The organism is Paenarthrobacter sp. TE3676 (assembly GCF_056279165.1).
On the sequence record NZ_JBWBQU010000006.1, the window covers coordinates 90,927 to 115,073 of the forward strand.

At 60.3% G+C, this 24,147-nt stretch carries 24 protein-coding genes; 5 read left to right on the forward strand and 19 right to left on the reverse strand.

What is annotated here, in order from left to right; all coding sequences use genetic code 11:
• Positions 1 to 11 precede the first annotated feature (11 nt).
• From ACZ881_RS15110 to mpaB, 12 genes are all read right to left on the reverse strand, one after another.
• Positions 12 to 716: a hypothetical protein gene (locus ACZ881_RS15110; protein WP_476116629.1), complete on the reverse strand. Its 705-nt coding sequence runs from the start codon at positions 714 to 716 to the stop codon at positions 12 to 14.
• Positions 717 to 1,484, reverse strand: a complete 768-nt coding sequence (locus ACZ881_RS15115; protein ID WP_476116631.1) for a hypothetical protein — start codon at positions 1,482 to 1,484, stop codon at positions 717 to 719. It lies immediately after the preceding gene.
• Positions 1,481 to 2,191, reverse strand: a complete 711-nt coding sequence (locus ACZ881_RS15120; RefSeq protein WP_476116633.1) for an ABC transporter ATP-binding protein — start codon at positions 2,189 to 2,191, stop codon at positions 1,481 to 1,483. Before ACZ881_RS15120 ends, ACZ881_RS15115 begins: the two co-directional genes overlap by 4 nt.
• On the reverse strand, positions 2,188 to 3,906 hold the full coding sequence (gene mpaP, locus ACZ881_RS15125) for a daptide biosynthesis intramembrane metalloprotease (protein WP_476116635.1): 1,719 nt from the start codon (positions 3,904 to 3,906) through the stop codon (positions 2,188 to 2,190). The genes ACZ881_RS15120 and mpaP overlap by 4 nt, the downstream gene beginning before the upstream one ends.
• Entirely contained in the window at positions 3,903 to 5,132 is a 1,230-nt protein-coding gene (locus ACZ881_RS15130) for a YcaO-like family protein (protein WP_476116637.1), read from the reverse strand. The genes mpaP and ACZ881_RS15130 overlap by 4 nt, the downstream gene beginning before the upstream one ends.
• The gene (mpaM, locus tag ACZ881_RS15135; protein ID WP_476116638.1) at positions 5,129 to 5,947 is read right to left on the reverse strand and encodes a daptide-type RiPP biosynthesis methyltransferase; all 819 of its coding nucleotides are present in this window, start codon (positions 5,945 to 5,947) and stop codon (positions 5,129 to 5,131) included. Before mpaM ends, ACZ881_RS15130 begins: the two co-directional genes overlap by 4 nt.
• 84 nt (positions 5,948 to 6,031) lie before the next feature.
• Entirely contained in the window at positions 6,032 to 6,169 is a 138-nt protein-coding gene (locus ACZ881_RS15140; RefSeq protein ID WP_166660325.1) for a daptide-type RiPP, read from the reverse strand.
• Positions 6,170 to 6,217: 48 nt separating this feature from the next.
• Positions 6,218 to 6,343 (reverse strand): daptide-type RiPP, encoded by a 126-nt coding sequence (locus tag ACZ881_RS15145; protein WP_256870618.1) that lies wholly within the window; start codon positions 6,341 to 6,343, stop codon positions 6,218 to 6,220.
• Between the two features lie 49 nt (positions 6,344 to 6,392).
• The gene (locus ACZ881_RS15150; protein ID WP_178994092.1) at positions 6,393 to 6,536 is read right to left on the reverse strand and encodes a daptide-type RiPP; all 144 of its coding nucleotides are present in this window, start codon (positions 6,534 to 6,536) and stop codon (positions 6,393 to 6,395) included.
• A 6-nt stretch (positions 6,537 to 6,542) separates the two neighbouring features.
• Complete coding sequence (gene mpaC, locus ACZ881_RS15155; RefSeq protein WP_476116641.1) at positions 6,543 to 7,757, reverse strand: daptide-type RiPP biosynthesis dehydogenase; 1,215 nt, start codon at positions 7,755 to 7,757, stop codon at positions 6,543 to 6,545.
• The gene (mpaD, locus tag ACZ881_RS15160; protein WP_476116643.1) at positions 7,754 to 9,040 is read right to left on the reverse strand and encodes a daptide-type RiPP biosynthesis aminotransferase; all 1,287 of its coding nucleotides are present in this window, start codon (positions 9,038 to 9,040) and stop codon (positions 7,754 to 7,756) included. Before mpaD ends, mpaC begins: the two co-directional genes overlap by 4 nt.
• The gene (mpaB, locus tag ACZ881_RS15165) at positions 9,040 to 10,137 is read right to left on the reverse strand and encodes a daptide biosynthesis RiPP recognition protein (RefSeq protein WP_476116645.1); all 1,098 of its coding nucleotides are present in this window, start codon (positions 10,135 to 10,137) and stop codon (positions 9,040 to 9,042) included. Before mpaB ends, mpaD begins: the two co-directional genes overlap by 1 nt.
• Positions 10,138 to 10,300: 163 nt before the next feature.
• On the opposite strand from mpaB, the gene ACZ881_RS15170 reads away from it, so the two are divergent.
• Positions 10,301 to 10,876 carry a hypothetical protein gene (locus ACZ881_RS15170; RefSeq protein ID WP_476116647.1) on the forward strand — a complete coding sequence of 192 codons (576 nt, stop codon included), beginning with the start codon at positions 10,301 to 10,303 and terminating at the stop codon, positions 10,874 to 10,876.
• Between the two features lie 505 nt (positions 10,877 to 11,381).
• Here ACZ881_RS15170 and ACZ881_RS15175 read toward each other — a convergent pair.
• The 7 genes from ACZ881_RS15175 to ACZ881_RS15205 all read right to left on the reverse strand — a co-directional run bounded on the left by ACZ881_RS15175 (position 11,382) and on the right by ACZ881_RS15205 (position 18,149).
• Positions 11,382 to 11,792 carry a hypothetical protein gene (locus tag ACZ881_RS15175; protein WP_476116649.1) on the reverse strand — a complete coding sequence of 137 codons (411 nt, stop codon included), beginning with the start codon at positions 11,790 to 11,792 and terminating at the stop codon, positions 11,382 to 11,384.
• A 111-nt stretch (positions 11,793 to 11,903) separates the two neighbouring features.
• A complete protein-coding gene (locus ACZ881_RS15180) occupies positions 11,904 to 12,653 on the reverse strand; it encodes a ThuA domain-containing protein (RefSeq protein ID WP_476116651.1) in 750 nt (249 codons plus the stop codon).
• Between the two features lies 1 nt (position 12,654).
• Positions 12,655 to 13,758, reverse strand: a complete 1,104-nt coding sequence (locus ACZ881_RS15185) for a Gfo/Idh/MocA family protein (RefSeq protein WP_476116652.1) — start codon at positions 13,756 to 13,758, stop codon at positions 12,655 to 12,657.
• A 46-nt stretch (positions 13,759 to 13,804) separates the two neighbouring features.
• The gene (locus ACZ881_RS15190; RefSeq protein WP_476116654.1) at positions 13,805 to 14,704 is read right to left on the reverse strand and encodes a carbohydrate ABC transporter permease; all 900 of its coding nucleotides are present in this window, start codon (positions 14,702 to 14,704) and stop codon (positions 13,805 to 13,807) included.
• Positions 14,701 to 15,642 carry a carbohydrate ABC transporter permease gene (locus tag ACZ881_RS15195; RefSeq protein WP_476116656.1) on the reverse strand — a complete coding sequence of 314 codons (942 nt, stop codon included), beginning with the start codon at positions 15,640 to 15,642 and terminating at the stop codon, positions 14,701 to 14,703. The genes ACZ881_RS15190 and ACZ881_RS15195 overlap by 4 nt, the downstream gene beginning before the upstream one ends.
• Before the next feature lie 2 nt (positions 15,643 to 15,644).
• Complete coding sequence (locus ACZ881_RS15200) at positions 15,645 to 16,955, reverse strand: ABC transporter substrate-binding protein (RefSeq protein WP_476116658.1); 1,311 nt, start codon at positions 16,953 to 16,955, stop codon at positions 15,645 to 15,647.
• Positions 16,956 to 17,153: 198 nt separating this feature from the next.
• Positions 17,154 to 18,149: a LacI family DNA-binding transcriptional regulator gene (locus ACZ881_RS15205; protein ID WP_476116660.1), complete on the reverse strand. Its 996-nt coding sequence runs from the start codon at positions 18,147 to 18,149 to the stop codon at positions 17,154 to 17,156.
• A gap of 608 nt (positions 18,150 to 18,757) precedes the next feature.
• Between ACZ881_RS15205 and ACZ881_RS15210 the strand changes: the two genes are divergently transcribed.
• The 4 genes from ACZ881_RS15210 (at position 18,758) to ACZ881_RS15225 (ending at position 24,072) form a co-directional block, all read left to right on the forward strand.
• Positions 18,758 to 20,197: an AAA family ATPase gene (locus ACZ881_RS15210; RefSeq protein WP_476116662.1), complete on the forward strand. Its 1,440-nt coding sequence runs from the start codon at positions 18,758 to 18,760 to the stop codon at positions 20,195 to 20,197.
• Positions 20,198 to 20,206: 9 nt separating this feature from the next.
• Positions 20,207 to 21,082 carry a hypothetical protein gene (locus tag ACZ881_RS15215; RefSeq protein ID WP_476116664.1) on the forward strand — a complete coding sequence of 292 codons (876 nt, stop codon included), beginning with the start codon at positions 20,207 to 20,209 and terminating at the stop codon, positions 21,080 to 21,082.
• Between the two features lie 1,179 nt (positions 21,083 to 22,261).
• The gene (locus tag ACZ881_RS15220; RefSeq protein WP_476116666.1) at positions 22,262 to 23,065 is read left to right on the forward strand and encodes a hydroxypyruvate isomerase family protein; all 804 of its coding nucleotides are present in this window, start codon (positions 22,262 to 22,264) and stop codon (positions 23,063 to 23,065) included.
• Positions 23,066 to 23,136: 71 nt separating this feature from the next.
• Complete coding sequence (locus ACZ881_RS15225; protein ID WP_354227742.1) at positions 23,137 to 24,072, forward strand: 2-hydroxy-3-oxopropionate reductase; 936 nt, start codon at positions 23,137 to 23,139, stop codon at positions 24,070 to 24,072.
• Positions 24,073 to 24,147 lie beyond the last annotated feature (75 nt).

Consider the following 24,147-nt stretch of genomic DNA (forward strand, 5'->3'; position numbering starts at 1 on the left):
TGATTGGAGTGTCAGGCCAGGTCTCGCCTGAGAAACACCCAGCTGGCTGCCGCTGATACCACTACAAGCCAGCAAAGGGCCCCGGCGAAAGATGCGAACGCGGGTATGTTGACAGCCACGTTCTCCGCCCAGTTGGCGGCGAGGGTTGGAAAGATGAGCCGCCCGGTCTCCCCCAGCGACGGGGGCAGGAGTTCCGGGAGTGCCAAGCTGAGAGGCACAACGAAGAGGCTCACCAAGTGGTTGCGGATGAGGGATCCCAGGGCGAAGCCCCATAACGACCCCATGCCGGAAGTCACACAGAAGCCCAGAACGGTAACCGGGTTGAGATGCCATGCACCGTCCGCAAATACTCCGAACAAGCCGAAGGCAGTCCCCACCAGTGCGCCGCTGATGAGGGCTGCCAAGGTGGTTGTTGCAGCCCGGCCGGTAAATGCAGGGCCCCGCTGAAACAGTAAAACCCTCCTGTTGAAGCTACCGGAGCGGTAGTCCGCGGTGAATGAGAATGCACCCACAATGGAGGCCCCGGTGAGCATGAGGGAGAGCCCGGTTTTACGCAGAACGCGGTCCAACCCCGGCGTTGGTGCTTGGGACTCAAGGCTGGCAGCGACAATGAGCAACCCTAGAAGCCCCAATACCAACAAAGCCCCCAAGGCCGAGCCCTTCCACAGCCATGGCCGCTGAAGATCAGAGCAGAAAGCGGGCACCAGGTTGAGCATCTAGAACTCCCGCCCCTTGACCGTCCACACGGCCCCGGCACCCGCCACAGTCAGCCACCCGCAGGACACCAGGAACGCCGGCACGGGCTCGAGTAACCCTTCAAAGGGCAGTGACGCGATTCCGGCCAAGGCGCCTGATGGAAGCCAGCGGGCAACCTCCGAGCTGCTCAGCAACAAGGGCAACTCAACGGCGAGTGGGATCAGTAACGTGAGGATCGTCGTCGCGTAGTAATGCCGGATGATCCAGCCGAGCGAACACCCCCAAATAGATCCCAGCGCCGAGGCCATCACCACGCCGGGCAGTTCCCGCCACGACTCCGCAGACAAAAGGGCTCCCCGCACTTCTGGCGGGAGCGACAACGCCACGCTTCCACCCCACACCACCACTCCTGTGATGGCAGTGGCAAGGCCGATGACCAGCGCGGCCACGTACTTGGCCCGCAGCACTTGCCGCAGTCCGGTCGTTACGATGCTTCGCCGAAGCGTGCCGTAGTAGGACTCCCGGGTCACAAGATAACTCCCGGCAAACGTGGCCACTGGAGCAATGCTTGCGGCCAGGGCCCAGAACACCTGGACATTCTGGGCGGCCGAAAGCTCCCCTGAATTGCCCGGCCATCCAAGGAAGTTGGCAACGAACCAAGGCACCAGGGCACTGAACGCCAGAATACCTACCACGGAATACCCGCTGAAATACCGCAGTAGCTCCGATCGAAGTCCGGTGGGCAGCCAAGCCACACGGTCCTTGGTGGCCACAACATCCCTGGTCATCGGGCTCGATCCAAAATCTTGAAGTAGGCAGATTCCAGGCTTCCGCCACCCAGAGCTTTGGCCTCCTTCAGCGTTCCCCGGAAAAGCGTCCTTTGCTTGAGGATCACCACTTCGTCGGCAACCTGTTCCAGTTCCATCAGCTGATGGCTCGAGACCAACGCACTGCCGCCGGAAGCGGCGAAGTCCCTGAGGAAGCGGCGCAACCACTGGATGCCCTCCGGATCCAAGCCGTTGGCGGGCTCGTCCAGCACCAGCAACTGGGGTCTGCCTATCAGTGCGGACGCGATCCCCAGCCTCTGCCGCATGCCCAGCGAGTAGTCGCGGACCTTCTTCTTGCCCTCTGCAGCAAGGTCAACCTGCTCAAGAATCTGATCCACGTCCTGACGCTCAGCGCCGGCAGCAAGCTGGCAGATCTGAAGGTGCCGGAGTCCTGTCAGCCCGGGTTCTATGTCCATTCCGTCCAAATTCACTCCTACTTTGGTGGCGGGCCGCCGCAGCGATCGGTAGTCGGTTCCAAAGACTGTTGCCCGTCCAGAGGTGGGTTCCACCAGACCGGTCAAGCCTGCGAGTGCTGTGCTCTTGCCTGCGCCATTGGGTCCTAGAAGGCCCACTACCCGGCCGGCCTCCACATCGAAGGTCAATTCTTGGACCGCGAACCGCCCGCCCCTCTTCTTACTGAACTGCTCAAAGCTGGCAGTGACTGTCATGAGTGCCCTTTCATGGAATCCTCAGTCTTGGAGTGGTCACTGGCATCCGCGTTTCGGCCGGGCCACAGCATCGAATGGGTCACGGAATCCCACAGCCACTCCCCTAGGCCCATGTGGCGTGGGCTGATCACTTCGGCCCGTCCGGATCCGGGAAGACGTTCCGCGGCAGCAAGCTTGGACTCCCCGGTGAGGTGGCTTGGGTAGGCAAGCACGGGCAGGCTGTTGCCTGCCAAAGCGATGGGAACGATTGTGTCCAGCGGTGCCAAGGATCCCGACGGCGGTTGGTCACCGATCGTGGCACTACCCAGCTTTTCGTGGAAGATCATTCCCTGCGACTGAAGTACAACTTCATCTCCCGGCCGCAACGTCCTGCCGGCGGCTTCGGGAGGCATCACGATGTGCAGCGCACCGTCCGAATACGTGTAACCGGCCACCGTCACCGCTTTCACCGGGATGAAAGCCGTCAGGAGTGTGATTGCCAGTGTTCCCAGGAGCGCTGCGAGCACTCGCCGCCACAGCGGACTTCCGTTCGCGGCAGCAGTACTGAAGAACCGGACGATAGACCTTCCCGCCATCGTCAGCAGCAGGCACAGGACCGCCGCGACAACTATGTGCCCTGCAATCCCCAGTTGGAGGAAGACAGGGGCAAGCCGCTGGTACCCAATCACCATGAACCCGATGCCGGAGATGAAACTCGCAAGCCCGAAGCAAGCCAGCCAACCGTAGCTTCGGTATTTGGCCAGCGAACCCAGCACGTGTGAACTCACAAAATCCCCCGTGACGCTCAAGGACTTGTTCCGCAGATGCGGAACGTCCACGGCTGACATCAAAGCGACATAGCCATCCAATTTGATGAACGGAAACAAGTTCAGAATGGCCACCGCGTAGCAAATGATCCCGTAGAGGAGAACTGCATCCTGCAGCCATGACACCGGGAGGAAGCCATGGATGGACAGGGCGAAGCTTCCGAGTCCTAAATGAACCAATGGACCTGCCAGCGCCACGAATACACGCAGCTTCCGTGAGCCCAACCTCCATCCATCGGTTACATCGCAAAAGAAGGCAGGCGACAGGTAGAACAGCATGATCCCGATACGTCTGGGAGTGCCGCCGCAACAAGTGAGCGCCAGCCCGTGCCCGAATTCATGGAGCAGCGTGGAAGCGAACATGGCCATCGCTACAAACAGATAGGCCTCCAACGGAAGTGGCGTTGATAAGACGCGGCCGATGCTGGGTCCAGCAATGAAGACACCTGCCACGCCGCCGAGCAGGAGCAGCACAGCAGCCGCCACCGCCTTCGGTCCGGACACGGTCGTCATTAGCGGGCGGATGGACTCCAGCAGGGGTGCTGGGTTGAACAAGGTGAATTGAACAGTCAGGGGTGGCCTGAACTGGATCCTTCCACTCCCGCTCGGCTGCTTACCGGCGTCGAAAATTCCTGTCTTGGCCAGCTGCCGGACAATTCCCATGACGTCGGCGGCAGTCCAGGGAATCCCAAGGTACTGAGCCACCTGCGCAGGGTTCCGGACCCCATCCAGCGCGTTTAGGACAGCGGCCACATCGGCGGAAACACGCGCTTTGGGGACACTGGCCATGGCAACGATCCAAGGCGCACCAGCTTGCAGAGGAGCATCAATGGATGCCGAGGACGCCAGCTTTACGGGCCATTCCACTCCGGGCGCGGCTTCAGAAGAGTCCCTTCTAAAAGCCCTCATATCAACGGATGGGGTGTCGTGGACGAACCACCCGGCATCCGGGCCAGCCCCTTGGTTTCGTCCATGGTCAAGGGAATGGCGCCTGGGCAAACCGCTTTGCCCGTCACCCATCCCAGCTCGCGGATGGCTGGAGGCAGCCTGTGGGTGAGGCTGACCCAATAAGTTTTGATGCCTCTGCTGTCCAGCCATTTCACCAGTGCGTCTACATCGGCTGCCGCTTTTACCCTTGGAAATTCTGAAGCCCCGAAGGACCGAGCCCATTCGGAAAGTTCGGCAATGGACTCTGAGCGAGTCCAGTAATCGGCCCGGGATTCGTCATCAGTAACCTCTAGCGCCGGCGTGACGGAAGGCGTGCGGGCAAGGAAGAGCTCGCGAATTTGCAGGCCCTCTTGAAGCGCTCCCCTCAGTGCTGCCATGGGATCCGAGGCTGCTTTGATACCCACGGCCCCAAACTGCCGCTGGTGGGCACCGCCGTCGTCAGATTTACCGATGATGATGCAAACGGCTGTGTGCAGCAGCCCCTCGTCGGACGGGACAAAGGCCAGGGTGGGCGAGATGCCGCGGGCATGGGCAGCGTAGAGGAGCCCCAAGAGGCGCTGAGTTTCCTGGGTCCCGCGCAATGGATCCGGAATCCCGCCGTCATGGAATAGCTGCAGCGCCGTATGCGTCCGCCAGGCAACAAGAAACGCGTCACGCTCAATCACTTCGGCAACACCGGAGGCCTTGGCGAAAGCCCCGGATGGTCCCGATGCGGCACCGTTTGGTGAGGGATCAAAGAAGGCGTCCCACGGGTTCAGGATGCCGCCGCCGTAATCCACTACAGGTGCCGGTACGCAGGCTTCCTTCCCTGTCAGCAGGTCCGTTGCCGCGTACCAGGGCAGCTCATAGGCGAGCGCCGAGGCCATTCCCAAGCCTGGCGTCACGTAGTCAATCCGTTGACTGGCGGTGTCTGTACCTTGGAGGTGTGCCATCAAAAAGTAATCGGAGTCAATGTCCGCCGGGACCAGCGCAAAACGTTCAACAGCTTCTCCGGCCCCTCGCGTTATGGAGGCCCGTCTGTTGACGTCAAAGGCACCGACGGCGGATGCGAACCCGCTTCCGCCCGTGCCGGCGTTGGCCAGCAGCCCCACCGTCCGCCAGAGGCCCACCTCATTCGGCAGGTATATGGATGCCTCGGATACCAGCCCCAGAGCAGGGTCAAGGGTGCGTGCAGCGTCGATGCTCATTTGCTGCACACCCATAGCTCGATGTCGTTCAGCCCTGGAGTACGGGTGGCAATCCGGACTGGGCGACGTTCCACGATAGTGAGGCCTTCAGCAAGGATTTCTTCCTCGATAAGACTGTTGCTGACAAAGGCGATACGGCTGGAATAGGCGGAGGATCTGTACGTACCGCCTTCATCGAAGCCCACGTGGATCATGGTCACGTGCCGTGCGCCATTGGCGATATCCCGGCTTTCGACCGTGATCAGGAAGGAATCTTCCCCCAACGGCGAAACTGTTGAGCCGCCGTCGTGATGTTCCGACCCCGCCGTACCGTCGGCATTCAGGACTGTCAGCAGGAACCGGCCGTCAGGTGCCAATGAATCCCCCACCCTGCGGAACAGTTCCCGCCGTCCGCGCGGGTCAAGGAGGGTGATGGAACTCGCGCCGAGCACCACGCAACCAAACTCGCCTCCTACCTCGAAGCTGGACATGTCCGCCTCCACCAACTCAACCGGCACACTGCGGGGGTTGAAGGTGCGGTCTTCTGCCTTGTCCTGCAGCATCGCCAACATTGCCACCGAAGAATCGACGGCGGTCAGCGGACGCCCGAGGGCAAGGAGCGCGCGGGTGATCCGGCCGGAACCGGCGGCCAGCTCCAGGATTGGCCCAGCGGTCTTGCGCGCCGCGGCGAGGATCTCGGGGAGTTCAGTGAGGTCATTGGCCGTGATTTGATCGTAAAGACGGGACCCTGACGCACTGTACATATCCTCCGGCGGATCCAGGTGGCCCAAGATGCGAAGGATGGCATCAGCGGTCTTGTCAGGTTCGTTGTTCATCAGCGTGTGCTCTCCGGGAGTTTGGTGGAGGTCCGGGGTACACGCGGGCGGTGAAAATTGATGTGCACCACCCGCGTGCAACGGCTATGTGGCGGCGATTCCGACGACGATGCCGGCGATGATGATGACGTCACCAACGCGGATGTACCACGGCGTATCATCCGGGGTGTCGAGGTTCTCCAGCTCTTCGATGGATAGCTGAAGGTTCGAGTTTGCGATCATTGGCTCCTCCTTTCCTGGCTTGTGCGTACTGGACCCGGTGTTGCCGCCTTACGTGATGCTGACGGCGATGATGCCTATGGCAACGCCTTGGGTAACGCCGATAAACCAGTTGTTGAAGTCCGGCGTATCCAATGACTCGATCTCCTGGATGGAGATGTTGAGCTGGTTCTGCATATGTGTTCACCTCCCTTCCTTGCGAATTCCTTGATGCACGGGAGTTGGATCAGGTAATCGCGACGGCGATCCCTACCAAGGCCAATCCTGCGGAGATTCCCTTGATTCGTTCGTCCCAGTCGTCCGGGACATCCATCGGCTCCAGTTCCTGGACGGTGAGGTCCAGGCTCTTAAATGCGTTGCTGCTGATCATGTGTGTTCACCTCCTTTCCCTTGCCGCTGTTCGTTCGCCCGCTGGGCTTGGCAAGATGTGCTGTCCGCCAGCTGCCGCGTTGAGGACATGCTGGATCTGGAAAGCATCGATTCCCCGCAGCATGGGAAGCGCCCCGCCCCAGTTGCGGATGGTTGCATCAGTGGTTCGCAGCAGCGTTTCCTCGCTGATGTGCTCAAGCCCGGTGATGCCCCAGTTCCACATCAGTTCCTTGATGCCCTGCACGGGGTCCGGATCCACAGAGGGCTCAGCAGCGGCCACCATGGACCAGAGCCGTTGAAGGCGTCCTGCGTCGCCCCAAGCGCTGGCGCCCTTGCCGATTTCTTCCCAGACGGGACCGATCACCGAGGCCGTGGCGGTCATTTTCCTTGCGCCAGTGACGTATGCGAGCTCGCTGGCGAGGTACCAGTGCTTGGCTCCGTAGGGGTCGCGACCTATCAGCGCCCATCCAGTGTGTGTCTCCATGCTGAGGTGCCCTGCGGCCAGGCGCAGCATGGGCGAATCCTCGCGTGTCAGCCTCTGCCCTAACCGGACTATCCGCTGGATGAGAACGTAGCCGTCGTCGTCGAAGATGCTCTCTTTGCTGCCAATCATGGTTCCCGCCACCCTTAGGAAGGCTTCGAGCAGACCCTCAAACACCAGGTGCTTGGGCAGGGTGGCGAGGTGTCCGGCGTCGAGCACTGCCACGTCGCCTGCCAGATGCCGCGAGACAATCAGGCGGCGGCCGACGGCGGTGTCCAGGCAAGCTACAGCGCTGACTTCCGCGGCGGTCCCCACGGTGGACGGCATCAGAATGGTTTTCGGACGGTCCTTGGGGTTTGTGATGGGAGGCAGGACGAGCAAACCGGAACGCTTGGCGTGACGTTCGGCGAAGATGGTCAGGCCGGGGTCTGCGGTGAAGAGTGCGGCGAGTTTCACGGCATCCAAAACTGAGCCTCCGCCGAGCCCTGCGACGGTCTGAAGTCCGTTCTCGCGAATGAAGCTGCCTACCTCCCGCAAAGTTCCCACCGTGACGGGAGCCGCGTTCAGTTCAAGGACCGGCACGCCTTTGAGGTCGCCCGCCATCAGCGCATCCCGGTGCTCTGGCAGCTCTTTGTCCACCACCAAGCCCGTTCTTCCGCGGGTGAGTCCGCCGACGAACTTGGGCGCCTCTCCGGCGTCGACGATGACACAACGGGTCCTCCAGAGGTGATCGGCGATCATTCGAAGACTCCGTCGCTTTGGGCCCCAGCAAGGCCTGCCTTTATTGCCGTTTGGAGTTCAGCGAAGTTCTCCTCGGTGTAAATAAGAGCTGGCAGGAGTTGGATTCGGCCCGGACCGGGCTGGACGATGGCACCCGCTTCGTGGATACTCCTCACCACTGCCAAGACACCTTCGGAGGAGAGCGGCATACCGTTCCTGCTGTGGAGTTTGACTCCCCTCATGCAGCCGCGACCTGTTGAGTCGCCTACGCCGCGGGTGCCTTGAAGTTCTTCTATGAGCTTGTTGAGGCCAGCGGCCACCTGTTTGCTCAGGGTGTTGTGATCAAGCCTTGTCATTTCGGCGATGGTGCCAAGGATGGCGGCGCATGTTGGCGGTGTGCCGGCCTGGGTCTCGCCGTGGACAAACACGGACTCGCTTGTGTCAAAGAGTTGGGTCACGCGCTGGGCTATCAGAAGGGCGGCGCATGCGCTGGTTCCATTGGTCAGTCCTTTGGACGTCACGATGACATCCGGCTGTTGTGGCCACTCGTCCGACGCAAACCAGCCGCCGACGCGTCCGAAACCCGTGGCAACCTCGTCTGCGACCAGGAGGAATCCGTGGTCTTGGCGGTGCTGTTGCAGCGCGGCTATGAAATCATTCGGCACTGCTTCTGCGCCCGAACCCAAAACCGGTTCCACGATCACCGCTGCGATCCTGTGGCCTTCCCGCTGCATCAGCTGAGCCAGCTCGTGGCCTTGATCTTGGAACGCGATATGGCGAATATTGCGTCGGTCCACGCCATACACGGACTGTCCGAGTTCATCTCCACTGAGGGCTTGACTCCCATAAGTGAGCCCGTGATAGCTGCCCTTCAGCCCGATGATGAGCTTCCGTTCGGGTTGACCGTTAAGCACAAAGAACTGACGTGCCAACTTCATGACGGCGTCGTTCGCCGCTCCTCCAGAAGTGGAAAAGACCACGCGCTGGAAGTTGTGTGCGGGTAGTGAGAGAAGAGCTCGTGAAGCCTCGATGGCTTTGCTGTGAGCCGTCCGGAAGAGTGGAAGGTAGGAAGCCGTGCGGAGTTCTCCCGTGATCGCCGCTTCTATGTGTGGGTTTCCGTAGCCCAGGTTGGTGTTCCAGACGCCGCTCTTGGCACAGATCCGTTGCTGCCCGTCTTCAAACGAGACGTGGACGCCGTGGGCGCTGACTGCCGTGTGGCTCCTTTCCGGGAAGTCGTGCTGAGTGGTGAGGGGAACCCAGAGCGGGCGCTGCATCCCCTGAGCTGTACTTACTACTGACGTCATCAGCGCACCCCAATGACGTCGATGCCCAGCTGCTCGAAATGTGTGAAGACAGCTTGCACGGCGTCTCCGGCTACTGCTGGTGACACGTTGATGGCAGCTGCCACCACTTTTACGGCCTTGGCAAGGTCCCCGAAGTTGGAAAGTGCTTCCACAATGACAGCGGCATCGGCTCCGATGGTGAAGAGCCTGCCCGTTGAGGTGTCCAGAAGCGTGTGCTGGTTTCCCTTTACGAGGATGAACGGAGCACCTGCAGATGGTGGACCATCGTTGAGGGCGGAGCCGTACAGGCTGACTCCGAAGCCGACCAAGCGAGTTCCGGCACGTTCTTCACGGGGAATGAACTTCCATGCGTCCAGCGCCGCCAAGTAGCGGGGAATCCACGGTGAGGCGGCAAGTAAGTCGCGAATTTGTATTGAGGGTGAGACCGAGGAGACAGCAGATTCCGGAGGCAGGGCAACGGACCTCACGCGAAGGTCTGCCAGTCCGTCACCCACCTTGCCGATCACGGTTCCGTAAGGTCCGTTCAGGACGGTTCCATCCCAAGCGATGTGGAGCCTTCCAAGGAGGTGATCCTCTTTGTTTTGCCCTGTCAGCAACGCGCGCTCAGCCAACACGGCATTGGCTTCAGTGAGTTGTTGGATGAAGTGCCCCGAGGTCCACGCTTCCCGGGCATCGTCAAAAAATGCCCGCCAGTCCTCGTCGGTGGTGATCCGGACGATGGTCACGCCCACAAGGTTCACGAACGGAATCGCTATGTAATCCTGGATCTCCAGGCTCAGGGATCCGTCAACAAGGAGTTCCTCCCCGGCGGCGTCAAACGATCCTGAAACCCTTACGGTGCCTTCATCATCCTTGTCGCCGTTGAGGACCAGGATGGTGGAGCCTTGGCTCGCCAGCGTCTTCGCGTAGTCGGTATGTTCGGGGTTCTCCACGAAGATCACGTGGCCCGGGATTCGCCCCGGGATGCCGGTGATCCACTGATCCACAGCGGCGGCGGTGCTCTGTTCCTGGCTCAGCTTCAATTCCAAACCCCACAAGTTGTCCGTGTTTCCCAGGAGCGGCCGGCAGTTGGCCGGGGCTCGTTCTGAGAAGGACACTATGGGCGCGCTGGGAGACCACAGGCTGGAAAAGGGGAACTAGGTGGTGGATGAGCCGAAAATAGGTGTGATCTGGATGCCCCTAGGTGGTGGCCAGGGGTTGTCTAGGTGGTGACTTTGCTCGATCAAATATGGAGCACGCAGCGTGCAAGTACCATGCCATATGGAATCCTTTACCTGGGCGAAAGCCTCCACAAACGAACCGGAGACAAACAAAGTGGCCGTTTTGCTTCCCGGTTCCGGATATCCAGTGGAAGGCCCGGTCCTTTTCTGGGTAGGCGAAATGTTGGGTTCGCTTGGATGGCATGTTCAGGCTGTCCGGTGGACTCCTGACGATTCGCCGGGTGCTGCGCCTCACGAATTTGCGGCCAATGCTGCCAAGCAAGCTTTTGCTGCCTCCCCCGAAACCGATCACCGACTGATTGTCGCCAAATCATTCAGCACTTTGTGTATTCCTTGGGCCGAGGAAGCTGACATCCCTGGGATCTGGCTGACGCCCCTGCTCACAGATGAGCGCGTCAGAAGCGCAATTGGGGCATCTGCAAAGGACGACCTCTTTATTGGTGGTTCGAAGGACAAGCTCTGGGACGGCGGACGTAAATCCGAGAGTGCAGGAATGTTCTTTGAGGTGCCGGGAGCCGACCACTCATTGCAGATTCCGAACGATTGGCGGGCCTCCCAACAGGCCCAAGCGGAAGTGTTCGAACGAATCGAGCAGTTTGTCACGGCTTCGGTCTAGCCCACCAAGGCGCACGCTACCCGGCAATTTTGCCGCGGTAGCGTCGTCCTATGAAAGTGACTATTCGAATGCGTTGCACTATCATCATCTTTCTGGCCGGATTCATTTCATCTGCGATATTCTGGCCAATATATGGCGCCTTGGCAGCGCTTGGCATCGGCCTCGCGGTAGCGGCCGCAGCAGTTGCAATCGATGGCGCTGTATCATCGCGTCGCAGAGCTAAACGAGAAGTTTAGGAACACGCGAAGGCCCCGCGGCCACAGCCGAGAGAGTGCTGCGCATTCAGACAGACCTGGGCTCTAGGCAAATCGATGACTAATTAGAGATCCTTGGTTTCTGCTTCTCTTACTATTCAAATAAATGCATATCCTCGGTCAAAAGCGCCTTGCGGCTTAAAGGACAGTGCCTGACGAACGCCTGGCTAAATCCGCAAATATTGTGGAACACATAAGCGAATTGCCATTGCGTGACCGCCATCGCCCGCTCTACACGTGTGGGCACGGGTCTAACCAGCCAGTCGCCCCTGCGGACGTTGACGCAAGGACATCAAGGCCAGGGCGTACAGCAAGCCACGCGCCACACCGAACAACCAAGGAAACGGTAGGTCGAACCCCAACCAGAACACCGCCTCCACAGGCAGGAGAGCCAGCCCGAGAACCAGCCCGGACCGGCGCCTCTTCCAAGCGAGCCAAGCAGCCCACGACGCCACCGAGACCACGACCAGGAATGCCATGAGCAGTGTCACGAAGGCCCAAGCATCCATACCGTCCCACGGACCCGCGTACATCGGGAACAGGTCCATGAACATGGGCAGGTACCCGTTCTGGAGGAGGTAGATGCTGACCGGAATCGTAGGTATCCCGAACGCCGCAGCGTAGATCCAGGTCAGCACGGCCGCGATGCGCGCTTTCCGCATGGCATTCCTCGTTCCGGCCCGCCCCTAAGGGTTTCCGTTCCGCCGCCCAGCGGCGGAACCCGCTAAGACCAGTGTGAATCAGAGAACCTGCGGGCGGAACCCCCAAGAGGCCTACGCCCCCTCGAACCAGCCCCGTGCAGGGTTGGAGACCTCGGGTGCCTCCCGGAAAACACCGGGCTGGGCCACCCAACCAACCCCGTTGGCGATGACCTTCTGGATCTGCGGCTGGTGGTACACCGGGTATTCCTGGTCGCCCGGGCTGAAGTAGAAGATCCTGCCCTTGCCGCGCGAGAACGTCACGCCGGAACGGAACACCTCTCCCCCGGTAAACGAGCTGATGAAGATCAGGTCATCGGGCTCGGGAATGTCGAACAGTTCGCCGTACATTTCCTGCTTCGGAATAACAATGGGGCTTTCAATCCCAGCTGCGATCGGGTGTGAAGGCTTGACCGTCCACACGAGCTCGCGCTCACCTTCGTTGCGCCACTTCAGGGAGCAGGTGGTCCCCAACAATCGGGTGAAGATCTTGGCGAAGTGCCCGGAGTGCAGCACCACCAATCCCATGCCGCCGAGGACATGCCGCTGCACGCGTTCAACTACTTCATCAGCAACGTCCCCATGCGCAATATGGCCCCACCAGAGCAGCACGTCCGTCTGCTCCAGGACTTCCTCGGACAGCCCATGCTCCGGATCCGCCAGAGTGGCTGTCGAGATTTCCGAGTCCGGGTAGAAACCGCGCAGTCCAGCGGCTATGGCGCCGTGGATCCCTTCGGGGTACATCTCGCCGATGGTGGCGGGCTCGTTGCGGGCCTCGTGCACGGCCTCGTTCCAGACAACAATCTTCAATTTCGAATCAGACATTTCAGAGCACCACTTCACGTTGTTCGAGGGCGGATTTGTAGCAGGCATCGAGTACCAGGGCACGGCTGAGGGCAAGGGACCCGTCGTGGCTTCCCCACACGGTCTCGCCGCCGCGCACGGCGGCAATGAAATCGTCGACGACGGCTTGGTGCGCTCGCCCGGGTTCGGCCACCACCTCGAAGTCGGCGTTCTCGCCGTCCTTCTCGGTGAAGACGTGGACGTCCGCGACCGGGTTCTCGGAGGCGCCGACCGAGCGCAAGTCCGCTCCGCCGTCGGTCCCGTAAACGGTGAAGTCCATCAGGTCCTTCTCGTCGCGGTAGGTTGCCCATCCCGCTTCCAGGATCAAGGTACCGCCGCCCTCCAGCCGGATGAACGCTGATGCGAAGTCTTCCACTTCAAATTTATGGCTGGAGTTGGAGGCTGTGTAGCGGGCGTTGCCGCCGAGACCGCGCGGGCCAAGTTCGGAGTGGGTGGACGCAGAGACGGCCAGGACTTTCGGCTCGCCGAGGAGGTGCAGCGAGTAGTCCAGCACGTGGACACCGATATCAGCCAGTGGACCACCGCCGGCGAGTTCGGGGTTGGTGAACCAACTGCCCAGCATCGGAATGCCCTGCCTGCGGAGCCACGATGCTTTGGCGTAATACGGGCGACCCAGCGTGCCGGCGTCGATCACTTCCTTCAGCGCCTGAATGTCACCGCGGCGGCGGTGGTTGAACGCAACGTCCAGCACGCGGCCGGCCTTACGGGCTGTGTCCACCATCTGTTGACCCTCGACGGCATTGCGCGCCAACGGCTTTTCGCTCAGCACGTGCAGTCCCCGCTCAAGCGACGCAATGGCGATGGGCGCGTGCAGGAACGTGGGCACGGCGACGCTGACGGCGTCGAGTCCTGCAAGCTCGATCATGTCTTCCCAGCGGGCGAAGGCATGAGGAATGCTGTATTCCTCCTTCAGCTGGGCAAGGAGCTCGGCTTCCATGCCTGCGACGGCTAGAATTTCGACGCCGGGAATGTTGCTGTATGCCTTGAGGTGCTGCTGGCCGGCCCAACCGATGCCCACAACTCCTACCTTGAGTGTTGCGGACGGGGCCTGCTGCTGAATGCTCACGTTGTTCCTGTTCTTTCGGGGTTTCTAGGTTCGGGTTGAAAAAGGACTAGCCCTTGACGGCGCCGGCGGTCATGCCGGAGACAATGCGCTTCTGGCACACGAGCACCAGGATCACGAGCGGCACGGTGATGATCACCGATGCGGCGCTGATGGTGCCGAGGGGTTGGTCGAACTCGCTGGCGCCGCTGAAGAACGCAATCGCCACGGGGACGGGGCGGGATTCCGGCGAAGTGGTCAGCGTGACGGCCAGGAGGAATTCGTTCCAGACCGAGATGAACACCAGGATCGCCGTCGTCGCGAGGCCCGGGACAGCCAAGGGAAGGATGACTTTCCGGAAGGCGACAAACGGTGTGGCGCCATCCATATACGCGGATTCCTCGAGTTCACGCGGGATCTCCTTGAAGAAGGACGTCAGCGTGTAGATCGCCAGGGGCAACGCGAACGTCAGCTTCGGAATGATGAGGCCGAGCAAGGTGTCGTACAGGCCGATTTCGCGCCAGATGGAGAACATCGGAGCCGCGATGGCGATGGCCGGGAAAGTGGTGACCGAGAGGATGAGCGTCAGGATCATCGCCTTGCGGCGCATCTTCAGCCTGGCCAGCGCATACGCGGCGAAGGATGCGAACACCAGCGCCACCGTTGTAGTTACGACGGCGATAATCACCGAGTTGCGCAAGGCCAGGAGGAACTCGGGGTTCTGGAAGACCACCAGATAGTTCTCGAGGGTCGGCTGGCTCGGGAAGAGCTCGCCCTGGGACAGGCTCGCGCCCTTCTTAAGGGAGGTGTTCACCAGCCAGTAGAACGGAATGAGCGAGAAACCCATCACGGCAATGACGAACACCCAGACCAAGGGATGCAGTTTCGATTCCCCACGCAAGCGACGCTTCGGCGCCTTGGGGCGCGTGGCGAGTTCCGCCGTCGGGCGTTCTGCAGTCAGTGTGCTCATTGTTCCTCCTTCGCGACGTCGCGAATGTTGCCGCCAGCGAAGCGGACGTAGATGACTGAGACCACCATGACGGTGAGGAAGGTCAGGATGGACAGCGCCGAGCCCTCGCCCACCAGCCGGTTTTCGCGCAGTTGGGTGTAGGCGAGCATGGACATCGACTCGGTGCCGTTGGCGCCCCGGGTGAGGACGAACGGGAGGTCGAAGACGCGGAGGGCGTCCATGGTGCGGAAGATCGCAGCGAGGACGATCGCCGGGCGCAACAACGGCAGGGTGATGTTGACGAAGGTCTGCCATTTGCTGGCGCCGTCGAGTTCCGCGGCCTCGTACGTTTCGGCGGAGATGACCTGCAGGCCGGCCAGGATGATGAGCGCCGCGAACGGGGTGGTCTTCCAGACGTCGGCCATGACGATCACGGCCATCGCGTAGCCGTGCTCACCGAGCCAGACGACGTCGCCGCCCGGCAGCCCCAAGGTGGAGAGGACGTTGGTGACCAGGCCCATGTTGGGCTGGAACATCGTTTGCCATGTGATGGCGCTGACCACGGTGATGATCGCGTACGGCAGCAAAACCACGGTGCGCAGGACGGCGCGGCCCTTGAACGCGAGGTTGAGCAGCAACGCCATGGCTGTGCCGAGGACGAGTTCCAGGCTGACCGAGAGGCCTGCGAAGAGGAACGTCTGGCCGAACGCTGCCCACCACTCTTGGCTTGCCAGGGCGTTGATGTAGTTCTCCAGTCCGACAAAGCGGGACAGGCCGGCGGTGCGGACGCTGTACTGGTTCAGCGAGAGCCAGATTGCGTAGCCGATGGGGACGGCCGCCACCAGCGCCATGATCACCAGCGACGGGGCGGTCATGCGGAACGCGAGCTTGCGCTCGGCGCGGTCGCGGCCGCTTGTCTTCGCTTGGCCGCGGCTTGGCGGGATTGTTTTGATGGCCATAGCTAGAAGCTCGCCTTAGCGGTGGTGATTTCCTCGGCCATCTTCTGCACGGCTTCTTCGGTGGAGGCGGTGCCAGAGAGGACTGCGTAGACGTTCTTGTAGATCGCCTGCGAGATCTGCGGGTAGACCGGGGAGATCGGACGCGGCTTGGCGCCCTTCACCGAGGCGAGGAGTTCGGTGGCGAACGGCATCTTCTGGAGAACCGCCGGGTCAGAGTAGGCAGCTTCGTTGACCGGGGCCTGCGAGTAGTCCATGGCCACGTGCTTCTGCCAGTCCGGGGTGGTGGCGAAGTCGATGAACGCGACAGCTCCGGCTTGGTTGGTGGAGTGGGCCGAGATCGCGAGGTTCCAGCCGCCGAGCACGCCGGAGGCCTTGCTGCCTTCCCATGCCGGAAGCGGTGCGACGCCGAAGCTGGACGCGAGCGGTGTCGCGTTGAGCAGCCGGTACACGTGCGGCCAGTTGCGCTGGTATCCGAAGTCGCCGGACTCGTAGGCGAGGCGGGCGGGGTCTTCGTTGTAGGTGAGGACGGCGCGGTCGGCCGAGCCGTTCTTGAGTCCGTCGCTCATGAAGTTGAGGACGTCGCGGGTTTCCTTGGAGTCGATTTTGACGTCGCCCTGGTCGTTGAGGACTTCGCCGCCTGCGCTGTAGAGCATTTCGAGGAAGTTCACCGTGAGGCCCTCGTACTGCTTGCCCTGGTAGACGTAGCCGTTACCGGGAGCCTTGGCCGCTTCCGCGTAAAGCTGCTGCCAGGACTCGGGTTTGGCTACCTTGTCCTTCTGGTAGTAGATCAATCCGGCGTTGGTGAAGAACGGCGAGCCCCAGTACTTGTCCTGGTACTTGGTGGTTTCCACAGTGGAGGAAATGAGCCGGTCCTTGTTGGCTTCCACCAACTTGGTCTGGTCCAGCAGCCAGCCCTGGGAGGCGAACTCGGAGGTCCAGATGACGTCTGTGACGAAGAGGTCGCACTCGGTGGACTTGCCCTCGAGCCGCTGCACAATCTGCGTGCGCGCCTCATCCGTGGTGGCGCCGATCTCCGTGTACTTGGCCGTGACCTTGCCGTTCGCCTTGGTGAACGCCTCCGCTGTGCCCTTGTAGATTCCGCTCGCGTCCTTGACGCCGCAGATGTTCACGGCACCGCTGGCACTAGCGCCCGACGCCGGGTCGGCAGCTGCCGCTTGCTCGGCACCTTGGGGCGCGGCTCCCCCGCCGCACGCGCTGAGGAGGAGGGCTGCTGCTAGTGCGGTTGCGGCTAGGGCTGTGCGGTTTCGTGGGGCTTTGTTCTGGAGCGGGAAGGCAGGTCGGTTCAAGTCCACAAGTGGCTCCTTTGGGGTCTGTGGCGGCGGTGTTCAGTGCGCGTTTTGGCTGTCCCGCGTGCTGAGGGTGGCTTCGTTGCCGGTGGTTCTTGTGTTTCGTGGAATCGATTCCAAGCGTGGTCAAAAGAATCGGCCTCGCGGCCGTGGAATCGATTCCAAAGTAGTGTGACAGGGACCACTAAGGACTGTCAACCCTCTCTACTTGGTGGAGTCCCTGATGACGAGTTCGTGCGGGAGGAAGGTTCTTCCCTTGCGATGCGAGCCCTCGACGGTCATGCGTTCCAGGAGTTCAGCGAAGGCGACTCGGCCCATTTCGTAGGCCGGTTGGCGGACCGTGGTCAGTTCCGGGACGCACATTTCTGCTTGTGCCGAGTCATCGAAGCCGGCCACGGCGATGTCCTCCGGAACCTTTAGGCCTGCGTCGGTAAGTTCCCGGACGCAGCCGGCGGCGACCACGTCGGTTCCGCAGAAGACGGCGTCCGGAAGGTCCTTAGTTTCCAGGAGTTTCTTCGTGAGATCACGGCCGGCGTGGAACCCGAAGTTGCCTTCACCGAGCAGGATCTGGTCCGTGTTCAGGCCTTCCTCAGTGAGTGCCTGGCGGAATCCTTCCTCACGCAGCCGGCCTGAGCGGGCACCCCTGTGGGCGAGCATTGCCAGCTTCTTGGCGCCGGTGTTGATCAGGTGCTTGGTGATGTCGTATGCCGCCTGGCGGTCATCGATGGACACCCCAAATGCCGCCTCAGCATCGACGATTTCACAGACCTGGATGACGCTCAGTTGCTCGGCGACGGTGTTGACGTCGTCGTCCGGCATCGTGGGCGAGAAGATGACCAGCCCATCCACTGAACCGTTGCGCAGCATGTCCACAAGCTGTTGTTCGCGGTCGAGGTCTCCGTCGGTTGCGGCGATGAGGCTGACGTACCCCGAGTCCGCCGCCGCGTCGCCGACACCGCGGAAGACCTCACTGATCACGAGGGAATCGAGGTTCTTGGCGAGGGCAAGAACACGCATCGTTCGGTCTCGGCGAAGGTCCCGTGCTGAGGCAAGGGGACGGTAGCTCAGCTCCTTGATGGCGGCGTTGACCTTCTCCTTGGCCGCCGCGCTAACGGCCGAACTCCCGTTCAAGACGCGCGACACCGTCCCCACGGACACACCAGCAGTCTTGGCAACGTCTTGAACTGTCGGCCGACCCATTCGCTATCCTTCCGCGAGCAGTGACGATGGTCCTTGCCGCCGTGCTCCTGCAGTTCCCCAGCTTAGCTCCAGCAATATCAGAGATCAGGCGAACCGCTCAGCCGGTTAGGGCGGGTTGAGCGTCATGCTGCAATAACTAGCAGGCTAGGCCCCCTTCTGCCTGTCAACTGAACGGGTTCCGAGGAGGCCGGACTACACGCGAATGGAGGGCACTGGAGTAGCTCACGCGCCAGCAAAGCTGAGGGAGAATAGCCGCGGGGTGGACGCAAGTATGCGGGACAGCCTTCTGAAGCCTGATCGTGGATTGCAGGGCTGAATTCATATAAGGCGGTGCGCTCGGTGACATTCCACAACTTTGACGCGGCCACTCAACGAGCCTCATCAGCCCATATCGCACCGCGCATCGGATGGAAGGTCTACCTCAACACAACTCGCGGACTAGTACCTGTGCCCCGACCGGCCACTTCAATCCCAGGTCAGCACTGCCGGTGGACGCCCCGGCAATCATGACTTTTCGAGCGGACCGAGTGGGTACTGAACACGACATGGATCCTCGTGCGTAAACTCCGTGTACAACAGACAGAATCGTATGTGAGATGCTCTTCACCATGACCACCATAGGACCTTACGCGCAGCCGCTGATCTCAGGAATAAGTGTTCGCGAACTGTTTGGCCACTACGACTACGATATCCGGATCCCACAGGAGTACTCGGGCAAAGCGAGTCGTTTAACAATTTTGCACGGCGACAACGGGTCCGGTAAGACCACCCTGCTCAAGCTCGTCTGGAATGCCCTAAGCGCCGCCGACAACCGTGGGCATAGAACACACCTTGCCAGAGTCCCCTTTGGGCGGCTTGACATCGACCTGAACGACGGCCGAAGACTCTCCGTGCAAAAACAGAACGGCCTTGTGGGGTCATTTGACCTGACGTTGAGGCGGCCTGGACACCGGGATCTCACAGTCACTTACGTTGCCGATGAAGACTTAGTCATATCTAATCGACGCAACTGGTCGACTCAGACGCTAGCCAAGATTCGCCAGATTGAGGCGATGTCCCTTGAGGCCCGCGTTTCCCTACGGAAAGATCACGACCTCGTTACGGCGAGTGATTCAGTTCAATCAGAACGTGAATATCTTGATTTCCTAGAGTCGGAAGTGTTGACACCGATTCTGCTCGCAGATGATCGCAGTCTCTACTCGGATGACAAGGACATTGAGCGAATGCGGGCAATGTTTGGCCGCAGTTCTGATGGTGAACGACCAAAACCGGGACGTCTCACTCAGCTAATAGTTCAAGAACTTGAGATCACCCTTGAACGAATGAATGATCTCCTCCGGGGCCTGACGATCATCGGTCAGAATGATGGTTCCGCGAACAGCAATTCCATCTATACAAATGTTCTTAAGCAGCTGGCGACCGCGCCTGACATCGAGATTCAGCCGGATGAAACACCGCAAACAGAAGAGAGCTTTGTTAACGCAATAGAATTGCTGAACAGGGTAACTAAACAGGCCCCCCTCTTTGAGGAGTTCGGCCTAGTTTCAAAGTTCGACGCTCGCGAGTTCTCTAGCCTCCTTGAGTCAATCCAAGATCCGCAGCGCAAGTTGCTCGCAGCCCGCGTAATTTCACCGTTTCTCTCCAGCCTCGAAGCTATCTACGATGGACTTACACCCGCCCAAGAACTTCTACGCAGGCTGATTCCCACCATCAACGGATTTCTGAAAAACAAGACGCTGCAGTTCACTCCACGAACCGGTCTCCAAATTCGGACGAACACTGGCGATATACTAGAGACATCCTCACTTTCATCCGGGGAACGGCATCTACTCACTCTCCTTTGCACGACAGTTTTGGCTCAGAAAGATACTCGATTGTTCATTATTGACGAACCAGAGCTTAGTCTGGGAGTTGAGTGGCAGCGTAAGATTCTAGATGCCCTTCTTCTCCTTACCGAAGAAACCGGATTGCAGTTCATTATTGCAACACACTCAATAGAAATAATCAGCGGTCATGCCAAATCCCTCGTCCAGCTACCCGGTGAATGATAGATATTCGTGAAGACAGAGAACTCAAAAAGACCACTCCACGAGCTGCAGACCCTCTATACGCTCTATCCACACTTTCGGGATCTTATTGTTGAAGGAAGAGATGATGCCGCATTATTGAAATGGTATTTCTCCGCTTACGGTGTATCAAACCTGCAGATCTACGCTGTTGATGACCGTGCCATAATCGCATCAGAGAAAGTCTACGAAGTACACCGCGATAATAATGTCCGAGGGCGAGTTCTAGCTCTGGCTGCAGAATCTGAGCAATGGTCTTTGTCTCAAAATTCATTGACATGCGTTATCGATGCTGATTTTGATCTCCTTACGGGAACCGGCCCTCAGTACGCGAATCTTCTCCGAACCGACTTTGCCGCGATGGAAGTTTACTCATTGCAAGAAAGGCCACTGGCAAAGTTTCTTATTCGTGCGGCAAAGTCAGATCTTGCTGCAACATCGGTCGTCTCTTTCCTGCGGCCCGCTTGGATAGTAATCTACGCGCTTCGATGCGTCTTGCACCATAACATCGAGGGTGAGAGTCTTGTGACTAATTTTGCAAAAAAATGCTCATCGAATGGTGACGCTCTATTTGCCGATGCTCGGGAGTTGCTCCGAGCATCCCTTCCACCCCATAAAATCGGCCATCTCGACGAGGCATTGAGAATCCACGAGGAGTACCTATCGAAGATCCCAGTCCATTCGCTCCAAGGTATACGCGGCCATGACATAGCCCCGTTACTCATCAAGCACTTGGGCCTAAAGAATGAGCTGGCAAAGACCGAGGTGGTAGAACAAATGCTTAGTTTGTCTCTCCAGCACGAGGATCTTGACAACCAGCCACTCTTTACTGACCTCCGGGAACGCCTCGGCGCGGTCCCTCAATAGGCACACATCCAGCACCGAATGAAGCTACGAGCCAGAAAAACTGGCGACCGATTCCAGGCTCCTAGGCGCAGCATCGTCAGTATGCCGTTGTTCGCAACCCACTACCCAAAGAGTCTCAACATCGGACAGCGACGAGGTCAACAATCCATTTCGCCACGAGCCTGCGCTAGAGTTTTCGCACCTAGTCCTCTATTATTTCAGGCCAAAGAGTGGTCAGTGGCGAACCCGTTCAGTTCCGCTGCTCGGTGACAGCATGGTCCGTCACAAGAAGGAAGACGTTCTGCCCGGAGTCGACACACCTGTGCATCTGTTGGAGATGACGCTCCCAGCCACATGGTTTATGGAATGATTCCGACGAGGCGGGAGCTATTCCTCCGCAACCCTTAAAAAAAGTCCACCGCCGCGGACGATACGTATTCGAACTCGGGCGTCGGCGCCTTCGATCGACACCACCGTTGGGGTTCCGGGCTGGACGGACAGTGGCAAAGCCTTGGCATCCGCCTCCTCAGCCACCCCGTGATGACTCATGTCAAGATGCTCGCGAAAATGTTGTGCGTACCTCAGCTATTTCTGCTCGAGTGATTGAGGCCTCCAGGGCTTGTGTTTCGCATGCCAGGGCGATGATCCGAGTTTGGACTCTGGTGATCTTTCGGGTGAGTTAGGCCGGGTTGGTGGTCTCCATTGGGCCGCCGTGTCATACCCGGTAGTGAAAGGCGTGCCGGCGCACGTCCCCGAGTCTTCCGAACCGCCGCCTTCGCAGGGCCCTTCCGCTTGCGCGCTGTGGAAAGGGCCCGCCGGGAGTTGGCTCTGGACCAGCCCGTGACGGCGACCAGTTCGTCCAAAGCCAATCCCTTGGCCTTCTTCGACGACTTCGCGTGGGCGGCCGCATACTTCTTCGTGATTGCCCTACGAGTCGCCCATCGACAGGGCCACCCCTCATCGTCACCGCCGCGCCCGGAGCGGCCCGTGATTTCGCGAGCGTTTCTCAAATGAGGCATGCACCCCGCGTCCCGACCACTATCTATGAGTCAACCCACCCCCTTGACTCACACCCCCACCTTCTCTAAACTTTTCATAAAGCAGAATCTAAATTCCACAAAGCGGAAACTGAGGCCAACCACCAAGGCAGCAGCCAAGCAACGGAAGATAGATCAAAGCCCCTCCTCGGAAGGACCTACGATGACGTACACAGTGAACTGCTCCATCCTCCTGACGGAGCTGCCCTTGCTCGAGCGCCCCGCCGCCGCGAAGGCAGCCGGTTTTGACGCCGTCGAGTTCTGGTGGCCCTTCGAGACCTCCGTCCCCAGCGACGCCCAAGTAACCGAGTTTGAAACTGCCATCAAGGACGCCGGCGTTCAGCTCACGGGCCTGAACTTCAACGCCGGCAACATGCCCGGCGGCGACCGCGGCCTGGTTTCCTGGAAGGGACGTTGCTCCGAGTTCAAGGACAACATCGACGTCGTAGCCGGCATCGGTGAGCGCCTCGGCTGCAAGGCCTTCAACGCCCTCTACGGCAACCGCCAGGACGAGTTCACCCCTGAAGAGCAGGACGAACTCGCGGCCAAAAACCTCGCCGCAGCAGCAGAAGGCGTCGCCCGCATCGGCGGCACCGTCCTCCTCGAACCCGTCAGCGGCGCACCCAAATACCCGCTGCTCACCGCTGAAGACGCCCTCAAGGTCATCGCCCGCGTCAAGGCAGAATCCGGTGCACAGAACATCAAGCTCCTCGCCGACTTCTACCACCTGGCAGTCAACGGCGACGACGTCGAATCCGTCATCCAGAACCACGCCAAGGATTTCGGCCACATCCAGATCGCCGACAACCCCGGCCGCGGAGCTCCCGGAACCGGCACGCTCCCCCTCGGTGAATGGATCGCCCGCAGCCGCGAACTCGGCTACGACGGCTACATCGGCCTCGAGTACAAGGAACCGCAGGAATCGGCTTTCAGCTGGGCTATCCGCCAGCGCGCCAACGCCAACTAAGCACGGCAGCCCCAACTAGGTAACAGCAAACGCTCCACTGAGCACTCAGTACGACACTTACTGTCACCTAGTTGGGTAAGCACACCCGGGTTAAAACACACACAGACTTCCCCAGAAAGAGAACCACAATGAGCAACGTTGCAGTCATCGGACTCGGAATCATGGGCCTCCCCATGGCCATCAACCTCGTCAAGGCTGGCCACACGGTCACCGGTTTCAACCGCAGTCAGGACAAGATTGACAAGCTCGTCTCCGAGGGCGGCCAGGGTGCTACGAGCATCGCGGACGCAGTCAAGGACGCCGACGTCGTCATCACCATGGTCCCGGACTCCCCCGATGTTGAGGGTGTAGTCAGCGGCAAGGACGGCGTCTTCGCCAACGCGAAGAAGGGCACCCTCTGGATCGACGCATCCAGCATCCGCCCGGACGTCGCCAAGCGCCTCTCGGACGACGCAGTCGCAGCAGGCATCCGCCCGCTGGACGCTCCCGTATCCGGTGGTGAGCAGGGCGCTATCGACGCCGTCCTTTCCATCATGGTCGGCGGCGAAGCTGCAGACTTCGAGGCAGCACAGGATGTCCTCAACGCAGTGGGCAAGACCATCGTCCACGTCGGCCCGTCCGGCTCCGGCCAGACCGTCAAGGCGGCCAACCAGCTGATCGTGGCCGTCAACATCCAGGTCCTCGGCGAGGCCATCGCCTTCCTCGAGGCTTACGGCGTAGACACCGACGCAGCATTGAAGGTCCTCGGCGGCGGCTTGGCCGGCTCCAAGGTCCTCGACCAGAAGGGTCAGAAGATGCTGGACCGCAACTTCGACCCCGGCTTCCGCCTGGCCCTCCACCACAAGGACCTCGGCATCGTCACCTCCGCAGCCCGCGAAGCCAACGTCGCTGTCCCGCTCGGCGCAGTCGTCGCCCAGCTCGTCGCCGCAACCGTCAACCAGGGCGACGGCGGCCTCGACCACTCGGGCCTCTTCAAGCAGGTCCTCCAGCTCAGCGGCCGTAAGTAAGCCCAAAGGCACCAAGCAACGCAAAGCAGGGAACCCGCCGTCGTACTTAAACGACGGCGGCTCCCTCACTACACC